Origin of the sequence: Streptomyces sp. NPDC048507 (assembly GCF_043199995.1) — a bacterium.
Taxonomy (GTDB): domain Bacteria; phylum Actinomycetota; class Actinomycetes; order Streptomycetales; family Streptomycetaceae; genus Streptomyces.
On sequence record NZ_JBICWZ010000011.1, the window covers coordinates 234,346 to 251,268 of the forward strand.

Here is a 16,923-nt window from a genome sequence, read left to right on the forward strand (position 1 = left end):
GCCCACCCCCCCACCACCACCCCGACCACCACACCCCGCCACAGATTTTCGCCCGCGGACAAAAGTCGAGGGCGGAGTCGGTGGAACGACATCGGCCCGAGCGGGTGCCCGTCAGGGCTCGGGCAGCGCCGACTTTTGTCCGCGGACAAAAGTCGGCGGCGTCACCCACGCCGGAATCCCCCGTGCGGCACCCGCCCCGACCGACGGCCCGCTCCCCCGTCGGAGCCCGACTTTTGTCCGCGGACAAAAGTCCACGCCGCCCCGAGGCCCTGCCGGGGGGATCTGCCAGCGGTCTCCTCATCCCGGTGCCAGACCAGGGTGTAGCGCCAGAACAGCCGTCGGTGCAGCCGTGCGCCGGGCAGCACCCGGTGGGCGTCGAGAACGATGTCCCCGAACGTCATGCTCGCCGGTCGGGTGGGAGCGGTCATGGAGGTTGGTCGCGGCGCCTTGCGGCCCCTGTTCTTGATCAATGCCATGGCGACGTTCGCCGGCACCGCCACGGCGTCGATCAGGTAGTCACTCAGGAGCTGCGGGCGGTAGACGCCGACGACGACCAGAGTCCCGTCGGGCGACAGCTGCCGGCGGAAGCGGGTGAGCGCGTCACGCAACGGCATGTGGTGGAGGGTGGCGACACAGGTGATGGCGTCGTACAGGCCGGGCGGCACCGTCTCCAGTGCGTCTCCGACGGTGAAGCTCACCCGGGCGGCGGGGTCCGTGAGCTCCCGCGCACGATCGACGATCGCGGGATCGGCGTCGACGCCGTGCACCTCTGCGGCCCGTGCGGCCAGCAGTCTGGCGAGGTCACCGCTGCCCGATCCGACGTCCAGAGCCCGGCCGAGACGTCCGGGCAGCTGGCGCAGGATCCATCGGTGATAGTGCGCGTTGTGGTCCCAGGGGTGGGCGGCATGGAACCGCTCGAGTGCCCTCGTGATCCGGGGCGGCAACGTCGTCATGGTGCAAGTCCATCAGCCCCGCGAGCGGGCCGGTGCGCCCGGGCCCGGAACGACCGACAGCCGCCCGACCGGGATGCCCGGCCGAACGGCTGTCGGAACTGCTCGCCGTCACACGACGGCGATCACGTGGTACGGCGATCCGAGGCGGGTCTACCCGCGGCGGTTGTTCTCGATCAGCAGCATCGTCAGCTCAGCACGGTGCTTGGGCGACATGTTGGCCCAGATCGCCTCGTACACCGCCTTCGGGTCCTGCCAAGCAACCGAGGGGTCGCCCGCCCTCCCCTGCGAGGGGATCACACCGTCCTGCTCCCGCTCCCGAACCGGCTCCACCACGGACACCGGTGCCGACGGCCGGACCACCGGCTCGACGACCGCAGCGGGGACCGATACGGGCTCGGAGCCCGGCACGGACGTCGGCGCGGACGTCGGAGCAGCCGCGAACACGGGCCCCGGAACCGGCTCCGGCATCGACTCCGGCATCGACTCCGGCGGCAGGTCCGGCAGGCCTTCGTCCGCCCGACTTTTGTCCGCGGACAAAAGTCGGGACGGGTCCGGGCCCGGCTCCGGACCCGGCTGCGGTGCAGGCTCAGCAGCCTGCGCCGCTCCCCCGGCCCGGTCCACCGGCGGCTCCTGCGCGTTGTGCAGTATCTCCCGCTGCGCCGCCTTCACCTCGGCCTCCTGCTGCTTGCTGTCCCGCAGGAACCCGAGCAGCTCGTCAGCCCCCGCACCCGGCCTGTCCTTCGCCGCGCGCGCCAGGACCCGCCCGTCCCGCTCGGGCAGTTCCCCGGAGCTCAGCAGCAGCTGGATCTCCTCCGGCAGCTCCAGCAGCACCAGCTGGTTGGTGACCCAGGACGGCGAACGCCCCAGCCGCTCGGCCGCCCGGGACTTCGCCCCGTGCTCGCGCCCTTCGTCGGCGCAGGTATCGACGAGCTGCTGCACACCCCGCGCCCGCTCGATCACGTCGAAGTCCTCGCGCTCCAGGTTCTCGGCGAGGAGGTGGTCGATGAAATCGGTGCGCGAAGCGGCGAGGTCGTCGCGGACGACGAAGTCGAGGAACTCCAGCCCCACGTGGACGGCGCTGCGGAAGCGGCGCTCGCCGTTGATCAGGACGTGCGTGGCGTCCCCGATCCGTGCCGCGTGGTCGGGCCACAGCCCCAGGTAGGCGGCACGCCCCACCGCCACGCAAGCCGACAGCTGCGCCTGCCGCAGCTCTTCGCCGAAGCGGGTCTTCTCCTCGTCCGTACCGAAGTTGCGGCGCGGGTTCAGGGGCGTGGGGGCGACCTGGTCGAGGCCGATCCGGACCAGCTCGTACGCCGGTACGTCGCCCTGCGCGACGGCCTTGGCCCGCCCCCGCTCGCTGCGCCCGCCGGCGCGTCGTGCGTTGCTGAAGGCGGCCCCGGTACCCAGGAGGTCGCTCTTGCTCATGCGGTGATCCTCCGGGCGATCTCGCGCATGGCCTCGGACTGCTCGCACTCCGGCGCGTAGTGCAGGAGCGGCAGCTTGACGCGTACGGCCTCGCGCTGTTCCTTCAGGTCGGCGATCACAGTGATGACGGGCGGATCGCCGAACTCCTTCCAGCTGTTGAGGGAGGAGGTGACGACGAAGCCCTTGCGGCTGTCGTAGAGGTTGACGACGAAACCGAGCTGGGCGATCTCGATGTCGAGGTCGTCGATGAGGTCCTCGAGCTGCTCGCTGAGCATGTCGTAGGCGTCGGCGGAGGTGTCCTCCGCCTGCACGGGAACGATGATGCCGGAGCTCTTGTCGGGCTCGCCATCACGACTGCGGGCGTAGTAGAGCGCCGTGTCCATGGTGTAGCCGAGGCTGGGCGGGCAGTCGACGACGATGTAGTCGAACTCCTTCTCCAGGTCCTCCAGGGCCTTCTCCAGGGCGGTCTCCTTGGTCCGGACGTGGCGGGTGGTGGCCAGCCGGGCGTCGAGGAGGAAGGCGTCCTTACAGGCGGGGAGCAGGAAGAGCCGCCCGGCGAACACCCCGTGCTCGATGGGGACGAGGAGGTCGCGGACCCGGCCCTCGATCTCACCGAGCATGTGCTTGGCGAGGCTGGGCTCCTTGATGGAGAGCATCTCGGCGCCGAGGTGGCGCGTCAGGTGGCCCTGGGGGTCGAAGTCGATGACGCAGACCCGGGCTCCCGTTTCGGCCAGGGCCTGGGAAACGCCGTTGCTGATGGCGCTCTTGCCGACGCCGCCCTTCTGGTTGCAGACGACGATCCGACGGGCGCCTTCGCTGGCGGGGCGCCGACGGCCGACGGGGGAGGGGTGGGTGTCGAGCCACAGCCGGATCGACTGGGCGACACCCTGGTTGTACGGGATCTCCCGTACCCGGCAGTCCTCCTTGAACTCCCCGTACAGCCCGGTGGGGAGGTAGGTGGAGAACGAGGAGGCACCGGAGGTGTCCACCGTGGTGGCCGCCGAGGCGTCGTCACGCCAGGCGTGAATCCCCTCGGTGACGGCGTCCTGGATGTCCACGCCCAACTGGGCCGCACGGACCTTGAGTTCCTGCCTGAGGGACGCCGGCAGCTTGGCAACTACCTTTTCCCTGATTTCTGGATCGTATGGGGCGCTCATGCGGGTACCTTACTAACCTTCTCCCCGGAAGGCGAAGAGGCACACCACAACACACTGGGCGGATTTGCCAGAACTTGCCCTGAAACCACACCCCCTGACGGCCGGCCGGGAATCGCCAGGGCCCCGGTCGCACCGCACGGAGGTCCGCCAGACACGAAAGGGCTTTCCGGTTTCGCGGCGAGCTCGCCGTCCGGTGATCGACCCGGCTCGCACACGACGGCGTCAAGAATCGGTGCGCACGCCGACGCGGAAGCCGTCCGCGGACGATTTCGCCCATGAGGGGCCAAAATCGACCCACAGAACGGCACCTCAGGGCGTCGAACAGAGCCGACCCGGTGCGATGTGACCTTTCTTCAGCTGCGAGGGCGCCAGCGGGCCGTACAGGGCTTTTGATCATCGTGAACGGGCCTCGACAGCTGTCCCGGGTCCCCCCAACAGCCCAATCAGCCCGGCAAGGGCCGTGCAGCCGGACCGGACACGGTCATCGTCGCAAGTGTGTTCTTGTCCGTCGTCGACAGCGGACCGTACGTCCCAGGGGCCAGCCCCTGGACCCCGCCAGCGCCTGGCCGCGCTGGACCGGCCTTGGCATGGGGGGCTGCTCGCCCCCCAGACCCCCTCGCCAGGCGCTCGGGCGCCCTGGACCCGCTCACCCTCGCGCCCTGCCCCGCCTCCCTGACGGTCGGCGGCGCACCCCTCGGGCGCGGGCGCCCTCACTGGGCACGAGGGCCGGGAAGAAGAACAGCACCGGGGGAGGAGTCGGGCTGAGGCGGGGGAGCAGCGGCCCTGAGTCGGCTGCGGGCCGGTACGGGTGAAGGTGTGTCGGCCTGGGCCGGTCCCCGGTGAGCGAAACAGGCAGTCATCACATCGAGAGGCCAGGGCGGGGTGGGCCGTGGAAGAGCGGAAGCCGCACCGGACCGCTCCGGTGCGGGCAAGAACGATGCGCACCACTCAACCACCTGCCCCGCTCGAACCATTGGCGCGAGCCCGTCACGAGTTGCTCTTGTAATAAGAGCGCGCCCCGATTTCAGCGCTCTGACCTGCATGTTTTCCCCAACGACTGTGTCCCCCAGGACACATTTCACCGACCGAAGTGTGTACCCAGCGAGCACATTTGGCGGAAAACTCAAGCACACGTGGAGTTTTGCGGGGTGCCGGTCCCTCCTGGAACACCCCAGGTCAGAGCGTCGGCCGGAAGCCCCGAAGTGCCTCGTCCCGCCCCATCGGCTCGAACAAGGCGTGCCACCATCGCGACAACCGAAATCAAGGAGCCGTGTACTTCTGGGCCTTCCTCGCAAAGTAAGTCCACGTGGTGTGTAGTTTCGGCGCATGTGCGGGGGAGGGGGCACGCAAGATCGTCGTTTCGGCGCGCCGACGCGTCAAAAAACAAGCCCTCGTTGATTTTTTGGATAGTCTCGGACCGCCTGAGTAACAAGGAGGTCCTGTGACATCTGATCCGCCCGCCCGTCGTCGACAGCGCGGGCCCCGGCCTGTTCCCGTTCCCGCCACCGTGGGCAGCGATGCCGAGTACGGCGACATCCTGGCCGTCCTCGGCCAGCAACTCGGTGAACAGGTCGCGCAAGCCGCCGATCCCGGTGGCCGCCGCCGGCTCAAGGGCGTCCACCTCGAGTACGCCGCGGACCCGAGATCCGTCCACGACATGGCCGGAGGCTCCGGCTACAGCCTGGCCAGCAACTGGTTCACCCAGCTCCTGGCCCAACTGGCCGTGGCCAACAGCATCACCAAGTCCCAGCTGTGCGTCTTCCTGTTCGTCGCGGGCGGGCAGGTGCCGGGCACCGGCATCACCCAGTACACGCAGCAGGAGATCACCGACGGACTGAACAAGATCGCCGCCCAGAAGGGCGGCAAGATGATCACTCGTTCGACTGTCAATCGGGCCGTCCAGGCCCTGTGCGGTTACAACTGGGTGGAGAAGGCCGGGAACGGCCGGATCCAGATCAACGTGCGCCTGTGGTTCCAGGGCAACAGCACCGCCCAGCAGGAGGTTCTCGCGGAAATCGCCGAGAAGCACGGCAACGACCCCGAGTCGTTCCCGTACGCGCTGGGACCGGAGGGAGCCCACCAGGAGCAGCTCGACCTCGACTTCGGAGTTGAGGTTCCCGCTCCCGGAAGGAGGCGTACCGGGTGATAGTGCTGTCAGGCCCACGCACGGGCGACCGTTCACGAGGAAGGCCATCCCATGGCTAACGTCATGTCTCCGATCGTCGCGGAGCGCATCTGGGCCCTGCCGCTGTCAGGGTCCGCCGTCAAGTTCCTCCAGTACCTCGTCTCCCGCAGCGACTTCGGGGGAGCGCTGCCGGTCCGTCAGAAGGACATGGCCGCCGAGTACGGAGTCACCCCCCAGGCCGTCAGCGGGCTCATGGCCCCGTTGTGCGACCTGAACATCGTGCTGCGCCCGCGCAGCGAGGAGCGCAACGGCAACTCCTACCGGCTGCACCCGCTCGCGGCGAAGTACGAGGGACCGGAGGCGATGGAGGCCGCCTTCCGCACGGCGCTGGTCCGCATCCAGGCGGGGGACCTGCCCAACCTGAAGCTGCCCACCTACCACCAGGCCCCGCCCACTCCCACGGGCCGGCCCAAGCTCCAGGTCGCCTGAGCAGCCGGAGAGACAGAAGGCCCCTCCACCATGGTGGAGGGGCCTTCCGCGCCTGAGTAACAGTTGGTCCACGGAGTATATCCGCCGGGCCCTGTCCGCACACGGTCGGCGTCGATTACGTCCCCCGACCGTGTTCCTCCGCGCCGCGAGGTGACGGATTCCCGGCCCTCCTCGGGGTTCCGGTCCTTTCGGTCCCTCCCCGCTCCGGTTGTCTCCCCGGCCCTTCGTTCGGTCCCTGGGGCGACACGCCGGAGCCAGGAGCCTCTCAGCCCTCCTCCGGTTCCGGTTCAGCCCCTCGCCGTTCAGTCCCTCGGTTTTCGGTCCCTGTATCAAAACCGCAGGTCAGACCAGTTTTCCCGGCATGTGCAGGGACTCAAGTGACTCAACTTTCCTGTTTCCAGACTTTATGTGTGCGTGTGTATGCGCGGGCGTATGAACCTTGTAGTGCCATATTTGAGTTATAACTGCGAAGTTGAGTCCCTTCGGTCCCTGGGTGGACGGCGATAAGCCCCCTGACCTGCAGGTTTTGCAGGGACTGAAAGGGACAGGGACCGAAGCGGGCGCGACGGCGGTTCGGACCCTGGTCCGGGTGGAGAGGGGGAGGGGGGTGGAGGAAGGGATCCGGCGCGGCCGCGGGGGCCCTCGGGAGCCGGAACGCACGAATCACTCACTCCAAGGGACTCAAGGGACTGTAAAACTCATGAGAGGCCACGCGACCTGCGAGGTTCCTGTCAGCCTGCTGCGCTAGGCTCCGGCATAGTGAAAGTTCGGTCCCTTCAGTCCCTCAGTCCCTGACAGGAGGGGCCCGAACCCCCCGCCGAAGACCGCACTGGACCACTGACATCGCAGGGTGCCCCGTCGAGGAAGCAGAACGTGCCAGCCGATCCCGCCACCCGGCCTCACGCCGCCACCGCCACGGCTGAGCAGCGGCTCGGCGTCGCGCGCTGGTTCGCGTCGCGCGGCTATCCGGTGCATCCGCTCGCCCCCGGGGCCAAGACCCCGCCCCCGAACTGCCCGGGCTGCCGCGCCCGCCCGCACCCGCCCACCGCCTGCCCCTGCCACGCGGAGCACGGCTGGTGCCACGGCTTCCACGCCGCGACCACCGATCCCGAGGTGCTCGCCGGCTGGTGGCACCGTGAACCCCGGTCCGGGGTGGGGGTCTCCTGCGGACCGGCCGGGCTCGTCGTCCTCGACGTCGACGCCCACGGGGCGCCCGTCCCCGCACGCGACCGCCTCCTGCCGGGCATCCCGATCGACGACCGCGTCGACCTGACCGGGCTGGCCTCCGGCTACGACACCCTCGCCCTGCTCGCCGCGCACCGAGGGCGGCCGCACCCCGCCGAGGACACCGCGACCCTGCGCGTGCGGACCCCGTCGGGCGGTCTGCACGTCTGGTACCGACTGCCCCTCGGCAGCGGGCGGTTCCGCTCGTCCAGCGGTTCCGGGCCGCGCGTCGCGCTCGCCTGGCAGGTCGACGTACGGGCGAGCGGGGGGTACATCGTCGCGCCCGGCACCCGCACCGCCGCCGGGCCCTACGAGGCGCTGCCCGGGGCCCGCAACCCGGCGCCGCTGCCCCTGTGGCTCGGCGCCGAGCTGACCCGTACCGGCCACGCCCTCGCACCGTACGCCGCCCGGCCCGCCCGTGATCCCCTACGGGACCCCCTAGGCGGCCCCGGAGGTGCTGCCGCGCCGGAGGCCCCGTCAGGGCCCGTACGAGGCCCCGTACGGGCCCTGACGCCCCGCGGGGAGGGGCGGGACGCCCACCGCATCCTGCGGCCGCTCCTGGACGCCGTACGCGCCTGCGCGTCCGCCCCCAGCGGTACCGGGTTCACCGAGAAGCTCAACCGAGCCGCCTTCACGGCGGGCGGCCTGGCCGCCTCCGGACACCTCCGGCACGCCGACTGCGCGGGCCTGCTGACCGCGGCCGCCGACGCCGCGCGGCCCCACCAGAGCCGCAGGAACCAGCTCGTCATCGACTCCGCACTCCGCGCCGGCGGCACCCGCCCGATCCACCCCGAGGGACGTTCATGAGCAGCGCAGGCAGTACCGGCTTCGACGCGCACGCCGCCGCCGAGCAGCTCGCCGTGTTCACCGCGGACCCCGCCCAGGACGCCGCCCCGGCCCAGCTGCCCGCCCAGCAGGCCGTCCAGCAGGCGGCCGCGGCCGCCCCCGCCCGCTCCCGCCCCGGCGACTACGTCCAGTCCGGCCTGCTGGCCAACCTGTCCGACCGCGGCAACGCCAAGCTCTTCGCCCACCTCCACAACCACCGCTTCCGGCACGTCGAGGGCCTCGGCTGGTACGTGTGGGACGTCTACCGGTGGAAGCGCACCGGCGGCGAGAAGGCGGCCGTCTGGGCCGCCGGGGACATGGCCGAGGAGATGCCGCTGCACGACCCGCGCGGGGTCTTCACCGACCGCGAGCTCACCCAGCACCGCAAGCGCGCCATGTCCACCTCGGGGGTCAAGGCGATGCTCGCGCAGGCCAAGGCCTCGCCCGAACTCGCCCTGGACCCCGACTCCCTCGACGGCGACAAGTACGCCCTGTGCACCCCGGCGGGCGTGGTCGACCTGCGCACCGGCGCCCTGCGCGCCCCCGACCCGCGCCGCGACCTGCACTCCCGGGCCACCTACGTGGCCCCCCAGCCCATCCCCACCCCCCGCTTCGAGCGGTTCCTGACCGAGACGTTCGGGGGTGACGACAAGGGCAAGGAGATGATCCACTTCCTGCACCTCCTGCTCGGGTACTCCATCACCGGCGACGTCGGCGGCCAGGTCCTGCCCTTCCTCTACGGCATCGGCGCCAACGGCAAGTCCGCGCTCATGGACGTGGTCATCAAGATCCTGGGGGACTACGCGGACGTCGCCCCGCCCGGCTTCCTGATGGAGCGCGGCAAGTTCAACGAGCACTCCACCGAGCTGACCGAGCTCCACGGCCGGCGCCTGTTCGTCTGCAGCGAGCTCAAGCCCCACGACAAGTTCGACGAGGCCCGCGTCAAGCTCCTCACCGGCGGCGACCGGCTGAAGGCCCGCCGGATGCGGCAGGACTACTTCAGCTTCGAGCCCACCCACAAGCTGTGGCTGCTGGGCAACCACCGTCCCGAGGTGGGCACCGGCGGCCACGCGTTCTGGCGGCGCATCCGCCTGATCCCCTTCGACCGGGTCGTCCCCGACCACCGCAAGATCGACAACCTGGCCGAGGAACTCGTCGCCGACGAGGGCCCCGGCATCCTCCAGTGGATGGTCGACGGCGCCATGGCCTACCTCGCGACGAAGCCCTCCCTGGGCGGCCCCACCGTCGTCCGCACCGCCACCCAGGCGTACGCCACCACCGAGGACCACATCGGACGCTTCCTCGCCGAATGCTGTACGACGGCCGCCGGACCGGACCTCTCCGAGCCCCGCGACCTGCGCGTCGAGCAGGGCGCGCTCTACCGCGCGTACAGCGTCTGGTGCCAGGAGGGCGAGGGCCTGCGCCCGGCCACCACCCGCGCGTTCGCCACCCGGATCCGTGCCGAGGCCGGTCTCTCCTCGCCGAGCGAGATGCTCCGCTCGAACGGCCAGAAGTTCTATCCGGGCCTCGCCCTGCTCGCCGAGGAGCCCCCCGTGCCCGACGCGTCGAACAGGTCCCCCCGTGGGTGAACCGACCCGACGTACTGTCCGCAGCCCGGCGACCCCTCTACCATGGACGCAGACCACCACCAGGCACCGCACTGCCGCCGCCATAGCCGTCCGCGACCGCCCCGCTCCTAGGGTGGGACGTGACACCGAGGAAGGACGAAGGCTATGAGTTCGCTGCTCGAACCGAGCGATCTCGCCCACGAGGTCAAAGTGGTGTGGCTGGAGGACCCCGAAGACCTCGACTACGTGCGTCAGGCCCTCGACAAGACCCCCCGCCGCCGGGGCAGGCCGCGCTACTACCGTGACGGCCGCATGATCGGCTTCACCGAGCTCGGTGCGACGGCCGAGGCCGACCCCGACAGCGGTCTGCAGAAGCGCCGCGTCTTCTACCTCCTGCCGCACGACCGGGACGCCGAACCCAACGGCCTGTACCGCGAGGGAGCCCCGGGCGAGGCGGTCGACCCCCGCACGATCGAGCCCCGCAAGGTCGGCCTCAAGACCCCCCGCTCCCAGCGCGGACTGACCCCGGCCGAGCCCACGGTCGCCTGACCGACGCCGCCCAGCCCGCCCGGACCGGGGGACCGGAGGGGCCGGGCCGTGCCCCGTACCGGGCGGCCGGACCGTGGACTATGTTGTGGGCATGACTACCGGGACGGCCTCGCGCCACTCACGGATCGGTGACCCGGTGCCCACCTGAGCACCGTGCGGGCCACCGCGCGCCCGCTGCCCGACCGCGCCTCACGGGCCGCCGCCGCGCGGGCTCCGCCTCCGTCGTGTTGATGACGAGCTCCACACATCGACCACGACCGGAGGATCCCGTCCCCATGCCCGACACGACGTTGCAGATCCCCACCGCGGACGGCCCGGCCGACGCGTTCGCAGCCTTCCCCGACGAGGGCCGCCACCCCGCGGTGCTGATGTACCCGGACGGCTTCGGCATCCGCCCGGTGACGCGCGAGCTGGCCCGGCAACTGGCCGGGCACGGGTACTACGTGCTCGTCCCCAACCCCTTCTACCGGCACGGACCGGCCCCGCTGTTCGACCTGCCCGAGCACATCGGAGCGCGTGAACGGCCCGCGCTCTTCGCCCGGCTGATGCCCCTGATCGAGGCGCACACCGCCGACCGCGCCCTGCGGGACGCCGACGCCTACCTGCGGTTCCTCGCCGCCCAGCCGCGAGCCGCCGCCGGACCGGTCGCGGTGAGCGGCTACTGCATCGGCGGCCTGCTGGCGGTGCGCACCGCGGCGGCCCACCCCGGCCGGGTGGCCGCCGTCGCCGCCTTCCACGCTCCCGTGGCGGCCGACGGGCCCGGGCCGTTCTCGGCGCTCACCGCCCGGGTCCACCTCGGCCACGCCGAGGGCGACATGACGCCGCAGGCCCTCGCCGAACTCAACCGGGCCCTGGACGCCGCGGGTGTCGAGCACACCTCCGAGATCTACCCCGGCACCGTCCACGGCTTCACCATGTCCGACACCGACGCCTTCGACGCCTCCGGGCTGGAGCGCCACTGGGACCGTCTGCTCCCCCTCCTGCGCGGCGCGCTCGGCACCGGCTGAGGGATCCGGTCGGGCCGCCCCCCCCGCCCCCGCCGACGCGGGGGGCGGTTCGGCCGATTCCGGGCGTCCGGTGTCAGGGACCCCTCCGTTAACATGTTCGAGCTCGCGGCTACCGTGCTGACAAAACGATTAATCGGCTGAACATTGAAATCTAGGGAAACGCGAGTGCTTTCGCGAACAGACGGCAACACCACGACCACCGCATGGCGTCGGCCACGCGTGGTGCTGTGGACCGCGGCGGGCGTGGTGACCCTCGCGTTCCTGATCGCGCTGGAGGTCGTCGCGCGCCGGTACGGCGAGCCGGGTCCGATCACCGCCCAGGCGGGGGAAGTGGTCTTCGCCCCCAAGTCGGGCACGGTGCTCTACGCCGGCATGGCCCTGATGATGGTGGTGCTCACCTGGCGGCAGCGCTTCATCGCGCTCGGCGCCGCCGTCGGCATCGACCTCGTCTTCTGGCTGGTGCGCTGGGCCGTCGACGCCAAGATGATGTACGGCAACGGCGCCCTGTGGGTGACCCTGGCCTGCGGCGTCATCGCCCTCACCCGCCGCACCGGCCGCGAACGCCGTCTGCTGCTGGGCGGCGTGGGGCTGGCCCTGCTGCTGGTGGCAGGCCGCAAGACCGGTTACACCTGGCTGCTGATCACCACCAAGACCCGCCCGATGGTGCTCGACCAGTACGTGGCGACGGCCGACCACGCGCTGGGCAACCCGTCCTGGCTGGCGGGCCGCATCGTCGAGGCCACCGGCACCGTCGGCGCCCACGTCCTGGAGTTCGTCTACATCCAGCTCGCGGTTGCCGCCGTCGCCGTCGCCCTCTACCAGTTGCGGCACGTGGCGGCCGAGCGCCGCTTCCCGCGCCACCACCTGGTGCGCACCTTCCTGGTGATCGGCCTGCTCGGACCCGGCATCTACATGATCTTCCCGGTGGTCGGGCCGGTCCTGGCCTACGGCGCCGACGGCGGGCACTGGGCCGTGGCCAACCTCTGGCCGAACACGCCGCCGCCGCTCGGCACCCCGCAGCCGATGCCCTTCGACGAGATCACCCCGCGCAACTGCATGCCCAGTCTGCACACCGCATGGGCCACCGCGATCTTCGTCCACTCCCGCAAGGGCCCGCGCGCCCTGCGCTACGCGGGCACGTTCTGGCTGATCGCCACCCTCGGCGCGACCCTGGGCTTCGGCTACCACTACGGCGCCGACATAGTCGCCGGCGTGGTGTTCACCCTCACCATCGAGATCGGCCTGCGCGCGATGGACCGCGGCTGGGACCGCGGCGGCATCCGGCTGGCCGCCTACGGCACCGCCGTCTTCGCCGCGCTCCTGGCCTCCTACCGCTACCTGCCGGTCACGATGGCCGAGCACCGCTGGCTGTTCGGCCCGCTGATCGTCCTGGCGACGGCCTCGGTGATCTACGGTTACGTGCGCACCACCCGCGCCTGGGACCGCGCCACCGCCCCGGTCCTGCTGCCGCAGCCGCGCCGCGAAGCCCAGCCCGAACTGGTCTGACCCCCCGGGGCCGGGAGCGCCAAGCTCCCGGCCCCGCCGCCTTTTCCGCGCCGGGCGCGCAGCTCAGGGCAGTCCGCGCCAGCGCCGGGACCGGGAGACGAGCAGCACCGGCAGGCCCACGACCCAGACCAGCCCGCCGATGACGACCACCCCGCTCCAGAACGCCGACCCCCGCCCGGCGTCCGGCGCCAGCCGGGCCAGGAGGAAGAACGGGCCGAGGACGAGGGCGGGGCCGGCCACCCACCAGGCCAGATAGGTGGCCAGGACGTCGGGCACGCGCAGCCGGGTCCGCTCCAGGACGTGGTAGGCGGTGGTCGACGTACCGCCGCCCGCGGCGCCGGGCACGTACCGCGTCGCCCCCACCACCAGCCGGTACCGGCGCAGCGGCACCACCGGCATGAAGCCGATCACGAACCATTCCGTCGCGTGGTGGCTCCCGTCGGGCCGCCGCCGCCCGAAGCCCAGGTACTTGGTTCCGATGCCGTTCCACGTCGACACGCCGCATCCCCTCGCCGGAGCCGCACCGCGCGGTCCGGGAGGGGCCCGCGGCGAACACGTCCCCACGGTAGGGAAACGGACGGGGCGGGGCGGGACATCGGCCACACCCGTCCCACCGGCCGGGCGCACGCCGTACGATCACCCGATCGTCGGCCCGTCTGTTCGAACCATTTGGTCACTTCGGTCCCTTCAGTCCCTCCGGTCCCTGTCCCTTCCGTTTCCCGGGGTCGGTCGAGGTCCTTTCAGTTCCTCCAGGAACGGGACCACCGCATCGATGAAGAGTTCGTCGCCCTCGCCCTCGCCCACCACCACGTGCCCCGCGCCCGCCACCTCGACGTGCCGGGCCCGGGGTACCCGCGCGCAGAACTCCGCGGCCGCGTCCTCGCGCAGTACGTCGCTGATCCCGCCGCGCACCAGCAGGACCGGCACGTCGGCGCGGCACGCGGCGTCCAGGAGGCGCTCCGCCCGGCCGGGCGGGTCCATCCGGCCCTCGAAGGCGTCGAGCATCCGGGGGTCCCAGGGCGCGCGGCCGTTCGCGTGGCGGCGCATGACCGCGGCGATCCGGCGGAGCCCGCGCGGATCCGGCCGGTGCGCGACGTCGACGAGCACCAGGGCGCGCACCGCCGCGCCCGGCGGCTCACCTGCGGCGAGCAGGGCGCCGAGCCCGCCGAGCGAGGCGCCGACGAGCACCGGCCGCCCGCCCAGTGCGGCGACGAGCGCCCGGACGTCCTCGGCGTACCGGCCCAGGCCGTAGGCGCCGTCGGCCGGCCATTCGCTGTCTCCGTGTCCGCGCAGGTCCGGGGCGACGACCCGCCACCCCAGCGCGGCCAGCCGGGGGCCGGTCCGGCCCCAGGAGTGCCGGGTCCGACCGCCCGCGTGCAGGAGGACCAGGGGCGGCGCGGACGCCGCGCCCCACACCTCCGCGACGAGCCGGATCCCGTCGCCGCCCGTGAACCGGCAGGTGCGGTGCGGTACGGCGGCGGGCGTCATCGCGCGCCCCCCTCGTCCGCCGCGGGCCGGGCGCGCAGGGGCGCCAGCAGCCGGTCGCGGTGCGGATCGGCGGCCGCCGCGGCGAGCGCGACGTCCAGCGCGAACAGGGCGCGCGCGAGGAACCGGTCGTCGTCGATCAGACGGGCGACCCACTGGTGCAGCGCGCCCACGCACGAGGTGGCGACGAGGCCGGCCAGGGCGTCGGTGTCGACGTCCGGACGCAGGAGCCCCCGGGCCCGTTCCTGCTCCAGCGCCCGGCGGAGCCGGGGGAGCGGACCGTGCCGGAGCACGAGGCCGCTGTCCTCCCACCCGCGCACCATGCGGCGCGAGACCACCGGGTCCGTCACGAACAGCCGGACGGTCGCCGCGACGACCTCGCGCGGGCCGCCGTCCGCGGGCTCCGCCAGCCGCCGGTCGAGCTCGTCGGCGAACGCGGCGGCGAGCGCCTCCCAGATCTTCTCGCGCGGCCCGATCAGGTTGTACACGGTGGCCGGTGCGACCTGCGCCCGGGCGGCGATCCGCTCGGTGCTGACCGCCGTCTCCGGGCCCTCCCGCAGCAGCTCGCGCGTCGCCTGGAGGATCCGGGCCCGCCGCCGTGCCTTGTGCCGCTCGCGCAACCCGCGCTCCGCGCCGTCCGCCGCCATCCGCCCACGCCCTCTCAAGCCGGAGAGGGCTCCAAATTTAGAGAGGGCTCCACGTACGGTCAAGAGCTGCGGCCGGTGCGGCGGCGGGGGAGAGTGGTGGTGGGGCGGCGGGGGCGGGACGCGGAGGAGCGAGCGATGACGGAACCGATGACCTTCGACTTCGGCCCCCAGGCCCGGATCGTGGCCGCCCTCGCGGCGGGCGTCCCGGACGACCGCCTCACGGACCGGACTCCCTGTCCCGCGTACGCGGTCGGTGACCTGCTGTCCCACCTGGCGGGACTCGCCGTCGCCTTCCGCGACGCCGCCCGCAAGGACCTGGGGCCCACGACGGACACCGCTCCCGGCCCGGCCGTGCCCGCACTGCCCGCCCACTGGCGCGAGGAGGTGCCCCGCATCCTGGACGAGCTCGCCGAAGCCTGGCGGGACCCGGCCGCCTGGAGCGGGATGACCCGCGCGGGCGGGGTGCACCTGCCCGGCGACGTCGCGGCCGCGGTGGCCGCCGACGAGCTGGTGGTGCACGGCTGGGACCTGGCCCGCTCCACCGGCCAGGACTACGTCCCCGACCAGGCGGCGCTGCACGCCTCGCACGCCTTCCTGCTGGCGGCCGCCGCGGACGCGGACCGCGGCGGAGGCATCTTCGGCCCCGTCGTGCCCGTACCGCAGGACGCCCCGCTGCTGGCGCGCACGGTCGGCCTGAGCGGCCGCGATCCCGCCTGGACGCCGCCGTCCGCGCCGCAGTCGCCGTAGGGACCGTCGACCTGGCTGTCACAGGGGTGTGCCAGAGTCTGCGCATGCTCGAGATCACGGTGAAGACGGAGAAGGGGGAGCGGCACGTCCGCACGTCCCCCGAAGCACTGGCCGCGCTGGTCGGACGGATCGGCGGCGACGGAGACCGGTTCCTGGTGCTCCAGCGGATACCCGACCTGCCGGACGTCTTCGCCCAGGTGTGGCACGAGGCCGGGGGCGCCTACACGCTGGAGCACCGCGACGGCGATGCCGGGCGGCACTTCCAGGTGATGGCCGACGGGCCCGGACCCGTGATCGCGGCGCTGACCGGCTGGGCCCGCCGGGAGGCCGGCTGGGGGGCCGGTCTCGGCTGGTCGCCGCTGGACACGGGCCCCGTCGACGAGGTGCCGCCGCTCGCCCTCGGCGAGGACGAGCGCGCGGAACTGGAGAAGCGCGTCCGCGAGGTACTGGCCGGCGGCTACGCCACCCGCGCCGAGCTGGCCGAACTCGCGGAGGAGTACCTGGTCAGCGGGGACCGCAGGCCGCTCTCGCGCGGGCAGGCGCAGGCACTGGCCGACCGGCTGTGGCTGGAGCGGGTCGCCGAGCAGGCCGCCTGGCAGGGCGAGACCGACCCCGAGCGGCTCACCCGCGCCTTCGCCGCCCTGGAGGCTGCCGGAATCACCGCACGCGAGAACTTCACCTGCTGCCGTGGCTGCGGCGAGTCCGAGATCGGCGCCGAGAGCGGGCCCGACGCCCGCGGCTTCGTCTACTTCCACACCCAGTGCACGGACTCCGCCGCGGCCGGCGACGGGCTGATGCTCCTGTACGGCGGCTTCGACGGCTCGTCCGAAACCACCGCGGGCATCGGCCACGAGGTCGCGGCCGCCCTGCGCGCGGCCGGGCTCGGCGTCGAGTGGGACCAGGACCCGGGCCGCGCCCTGACCCTCACCCCTCTGGACTGGCGCCGCCGCCTGGTCGGCTGAGCGCCCGCCGCGCAGCCCTCCCGGTGCGTACGGCCGCTCACTGCGGGTGAGATCCGGGGGCCCCGGAGGTGAGGCGGCCCATAGGACCCAGGTCACACACGACCCGGGTTAGTAGGGCCCGGAAGCCCGGTCCGGCCCGCCGGGGGCGGGCTCGGCGGCCGGGTGGTGGGTGGGGTGCTGCGAGGGTGGTTAGTATCCGGGCTCGTTGCCAGGGCGGCGGGCCGTCTGTAGAACTGGATGAGTCGCCGGACGGC

General features: G+C 72.3%; 15 protein-coding genes. 9 read left to right on the plus strand and 6 right to left on the minus strand.

Annotated features, from left to right (window positions below):
* Positions 1-161 precede the first annotated feature (161 nt).
* From ACGFXC_RS27665 to ACGFXC_RS27675, 3 genes are all read right to left on the minus strand, one after another.
* Positions 162-953 (minus strand): class I SAM-dependent methyltransferase, encoded by a 792-nt coding sequence (locus ACGFXC_RS27665; protein ID WP_393717161.1) that lies wholly within the window; start codon positions 951-953, stop codon positions 162-164.
* 150 nt (positions 954-1,103) lie between these two features.
* Entirely contained in the window at positions 1,104-2,378 is a 1,275-nt protein-coding gene (locus tag ACGFXC_RS27670; RefSeq protein ID WP_393717162.1) for a ParB/RepB/Spo0J family partition protein, read from the minus strand.
* Complete coding sequence (locus tag ACGFXC_RS27675) at positions 2,375-3,535, minus strand: ParA family protein (RefSeq protein WP_393717164.1); 1,161 nt, start codon at positions 3,533-3,535, stop codon at positions 2,375-2,377. Before ACGFXC_RS27675 ends, ACGFXC_RS27670 begins: the two co-directional genes overlap by 4 nt.
* A gap of 1,507 nt (positions 3,536-5,042) precedes the next feature.
* Here ACGFXC_RS27675 and ACGFXC_RS27680 point away from each other — a divergent pair.
* The 7 genes from ACGFXC_RS27680 to ACGFXC_RS27710 all read left to right on the plus strand — a co-directional run bounded on the left by ACGFXC_RS27680 (position 5,043) and on the right by ACGFXC_RS27710 (position 12,828).
* Positions 5,043-5,681, plus strand: coding sequence for a hypothetical protein (locus ACGFXC_RS27680; protein WP_393717165.1), 639 nt, complete (start codon positions 5,043-5,045; stop codon positions 5,679-5,681).
* 51 nt (positions 5,682-5,732) lie between these two features.
* Entirely contained in the window at positions 5,733-6,149 is a 417-nt protein-coding gene (locus ACGFXC_RS27685; protein WP_351820729.1) for a hypothetical protein, read from the plus strand.
* 969 nt (positions 6,150-7,118) lie between these two features.
* Positions 7,119-8,180 (plus strand): bifunctional DNA primase/polymerase, encoded by a 1,062-nt coding sequence (locus tag ACGFXC_RS27690; protein ID WP_393717203.1) that lies wholly within the window; start codon positions 7,119-7,121, stop codon positions 8,178-8,180.
* Complete coding sequence (locus ACGFXC_RS27695) at positions 8,177-9,787, plus strand: phage/plasmid primase, P4 family (protein WP_393717167.1); 1,611 nt, start codon at positions 8,177-8,179, stop codon at positions 9,785-9,787. The genes ACGFXC_RS27690 and ACGFXC_RS27695 overlap by 4 nt, the downstream gene beginning before the upstream one ends.
* 144 nt (positions 9,788-9,931) lie before the next feature.
* A complete protein-coding gene (locus ACGFXC_RS27700) occupies positions 9,932-10,315 on the plus strand; it encodes a DUF6009 family protein (RefSeq protein ID WP_393717169.1) in 384 nt (127 codons plus the stop codon).
* Positions 10,316-10,590: 275 nt separating this feature from the next.
* Entirely contained in the window at positions 10,591-11,322 is a 732-nt protein-coding gene (locus ACGFXC_RS27705; RefSeq protein ID WP_393717171.1) for a dienelactone hydrolase family protein, read from the plus strand.
* A gap of 165 nt (positions 11,323-11,487) precedes the next feature.
* Positions 11,488-12,828, plus strand: a complete 1,341-nt coding sequence (locus tag ACGFXC_RS27710) for a phosphatase PAP2 family protein (protein ID WP_393717173.1) — start codon at positions 11,488-11,490, stop codon at positions 12,826-12,828.
* 63 nt (positions 12,829-12,891) lie between these two features.
* Here ACGFXC_RS27710 and ACGFXC_RS27715 read toward each other — a convergent pair whose 3' ends face one another.
* The 3 genes from ACGFXC_RS27715 to ACGFXC_RS27725 form a co-directional block, all read right to left on the minus strand.
* Entirely contained in the window at positions 12,892-13,326 is a 435-nt protein-coding gene (locus tag ACGFXC_RS27715) for a hypothetical protein (RefSeq protein ID WP_393717174.1), read from the minus strand.
* A gap of 189 nt (positions 13,327-13,515) precedes the next feature.
* Positions 13,516-14,316, minus strand: coding sequence for an alpha/beta fold hydrolase (locus tag ACGFXC_RS27720; protein ID WP_393717175.1), 801 nt, complete (start codon positions 14,314-14,316; stop codon positions 13,516-13,518).
* Entirely contained in the window at positions 14,313-14,960 is a 648-nt protein-coding gene (locus tag ACGFXC_RS27725) for a TetR/AcrR family transcriptional regulator (RefSeq protein ID WP_393717177.1), read from the minus strand. Before ACGFXC_RS27725 ends, ACGFXC_RS27720 begins: the two co-directional genes overlap by 4 nt.
* A 135-nt stretch (positions 14,961-15,095) precedes the next feature.
* On the opposite strand from ACGFXC_RS27725, the gene ACGFXC_RS27730 reads away from it, so the two are divergent.
* Together ACGFXC_RS27730 and ACGFXC_RS27735 are read left to right on the plus strand one after the other, a co-directional pair.
* A complete protein-coding gene (locus ACGFXC_RS27730) occupies positions 15,096-15,707 on the plus strand; it encodes a TIGR03086 family metal-binding protein (protein WP_393717179.1) in 612 nt (203 codons plus the stop codon).
* A 44-nt stretch (positions 15,708-15,751) separates the two neighbouring features.
* On the plus strand, positions 15,752-16,669 hold the full coding sequence (locus ACGFXC_RS27735) for a DUF6891 domain-containing protein (RefSeq protein WP_393717181.1): 918 nt from the start codon (positions 15,752-15,754) through the stop codon (positions 16,667-16,669).
* The last annotated feature ends 254 nt before the right edge of the window (positions 16,670-16,923 follow it).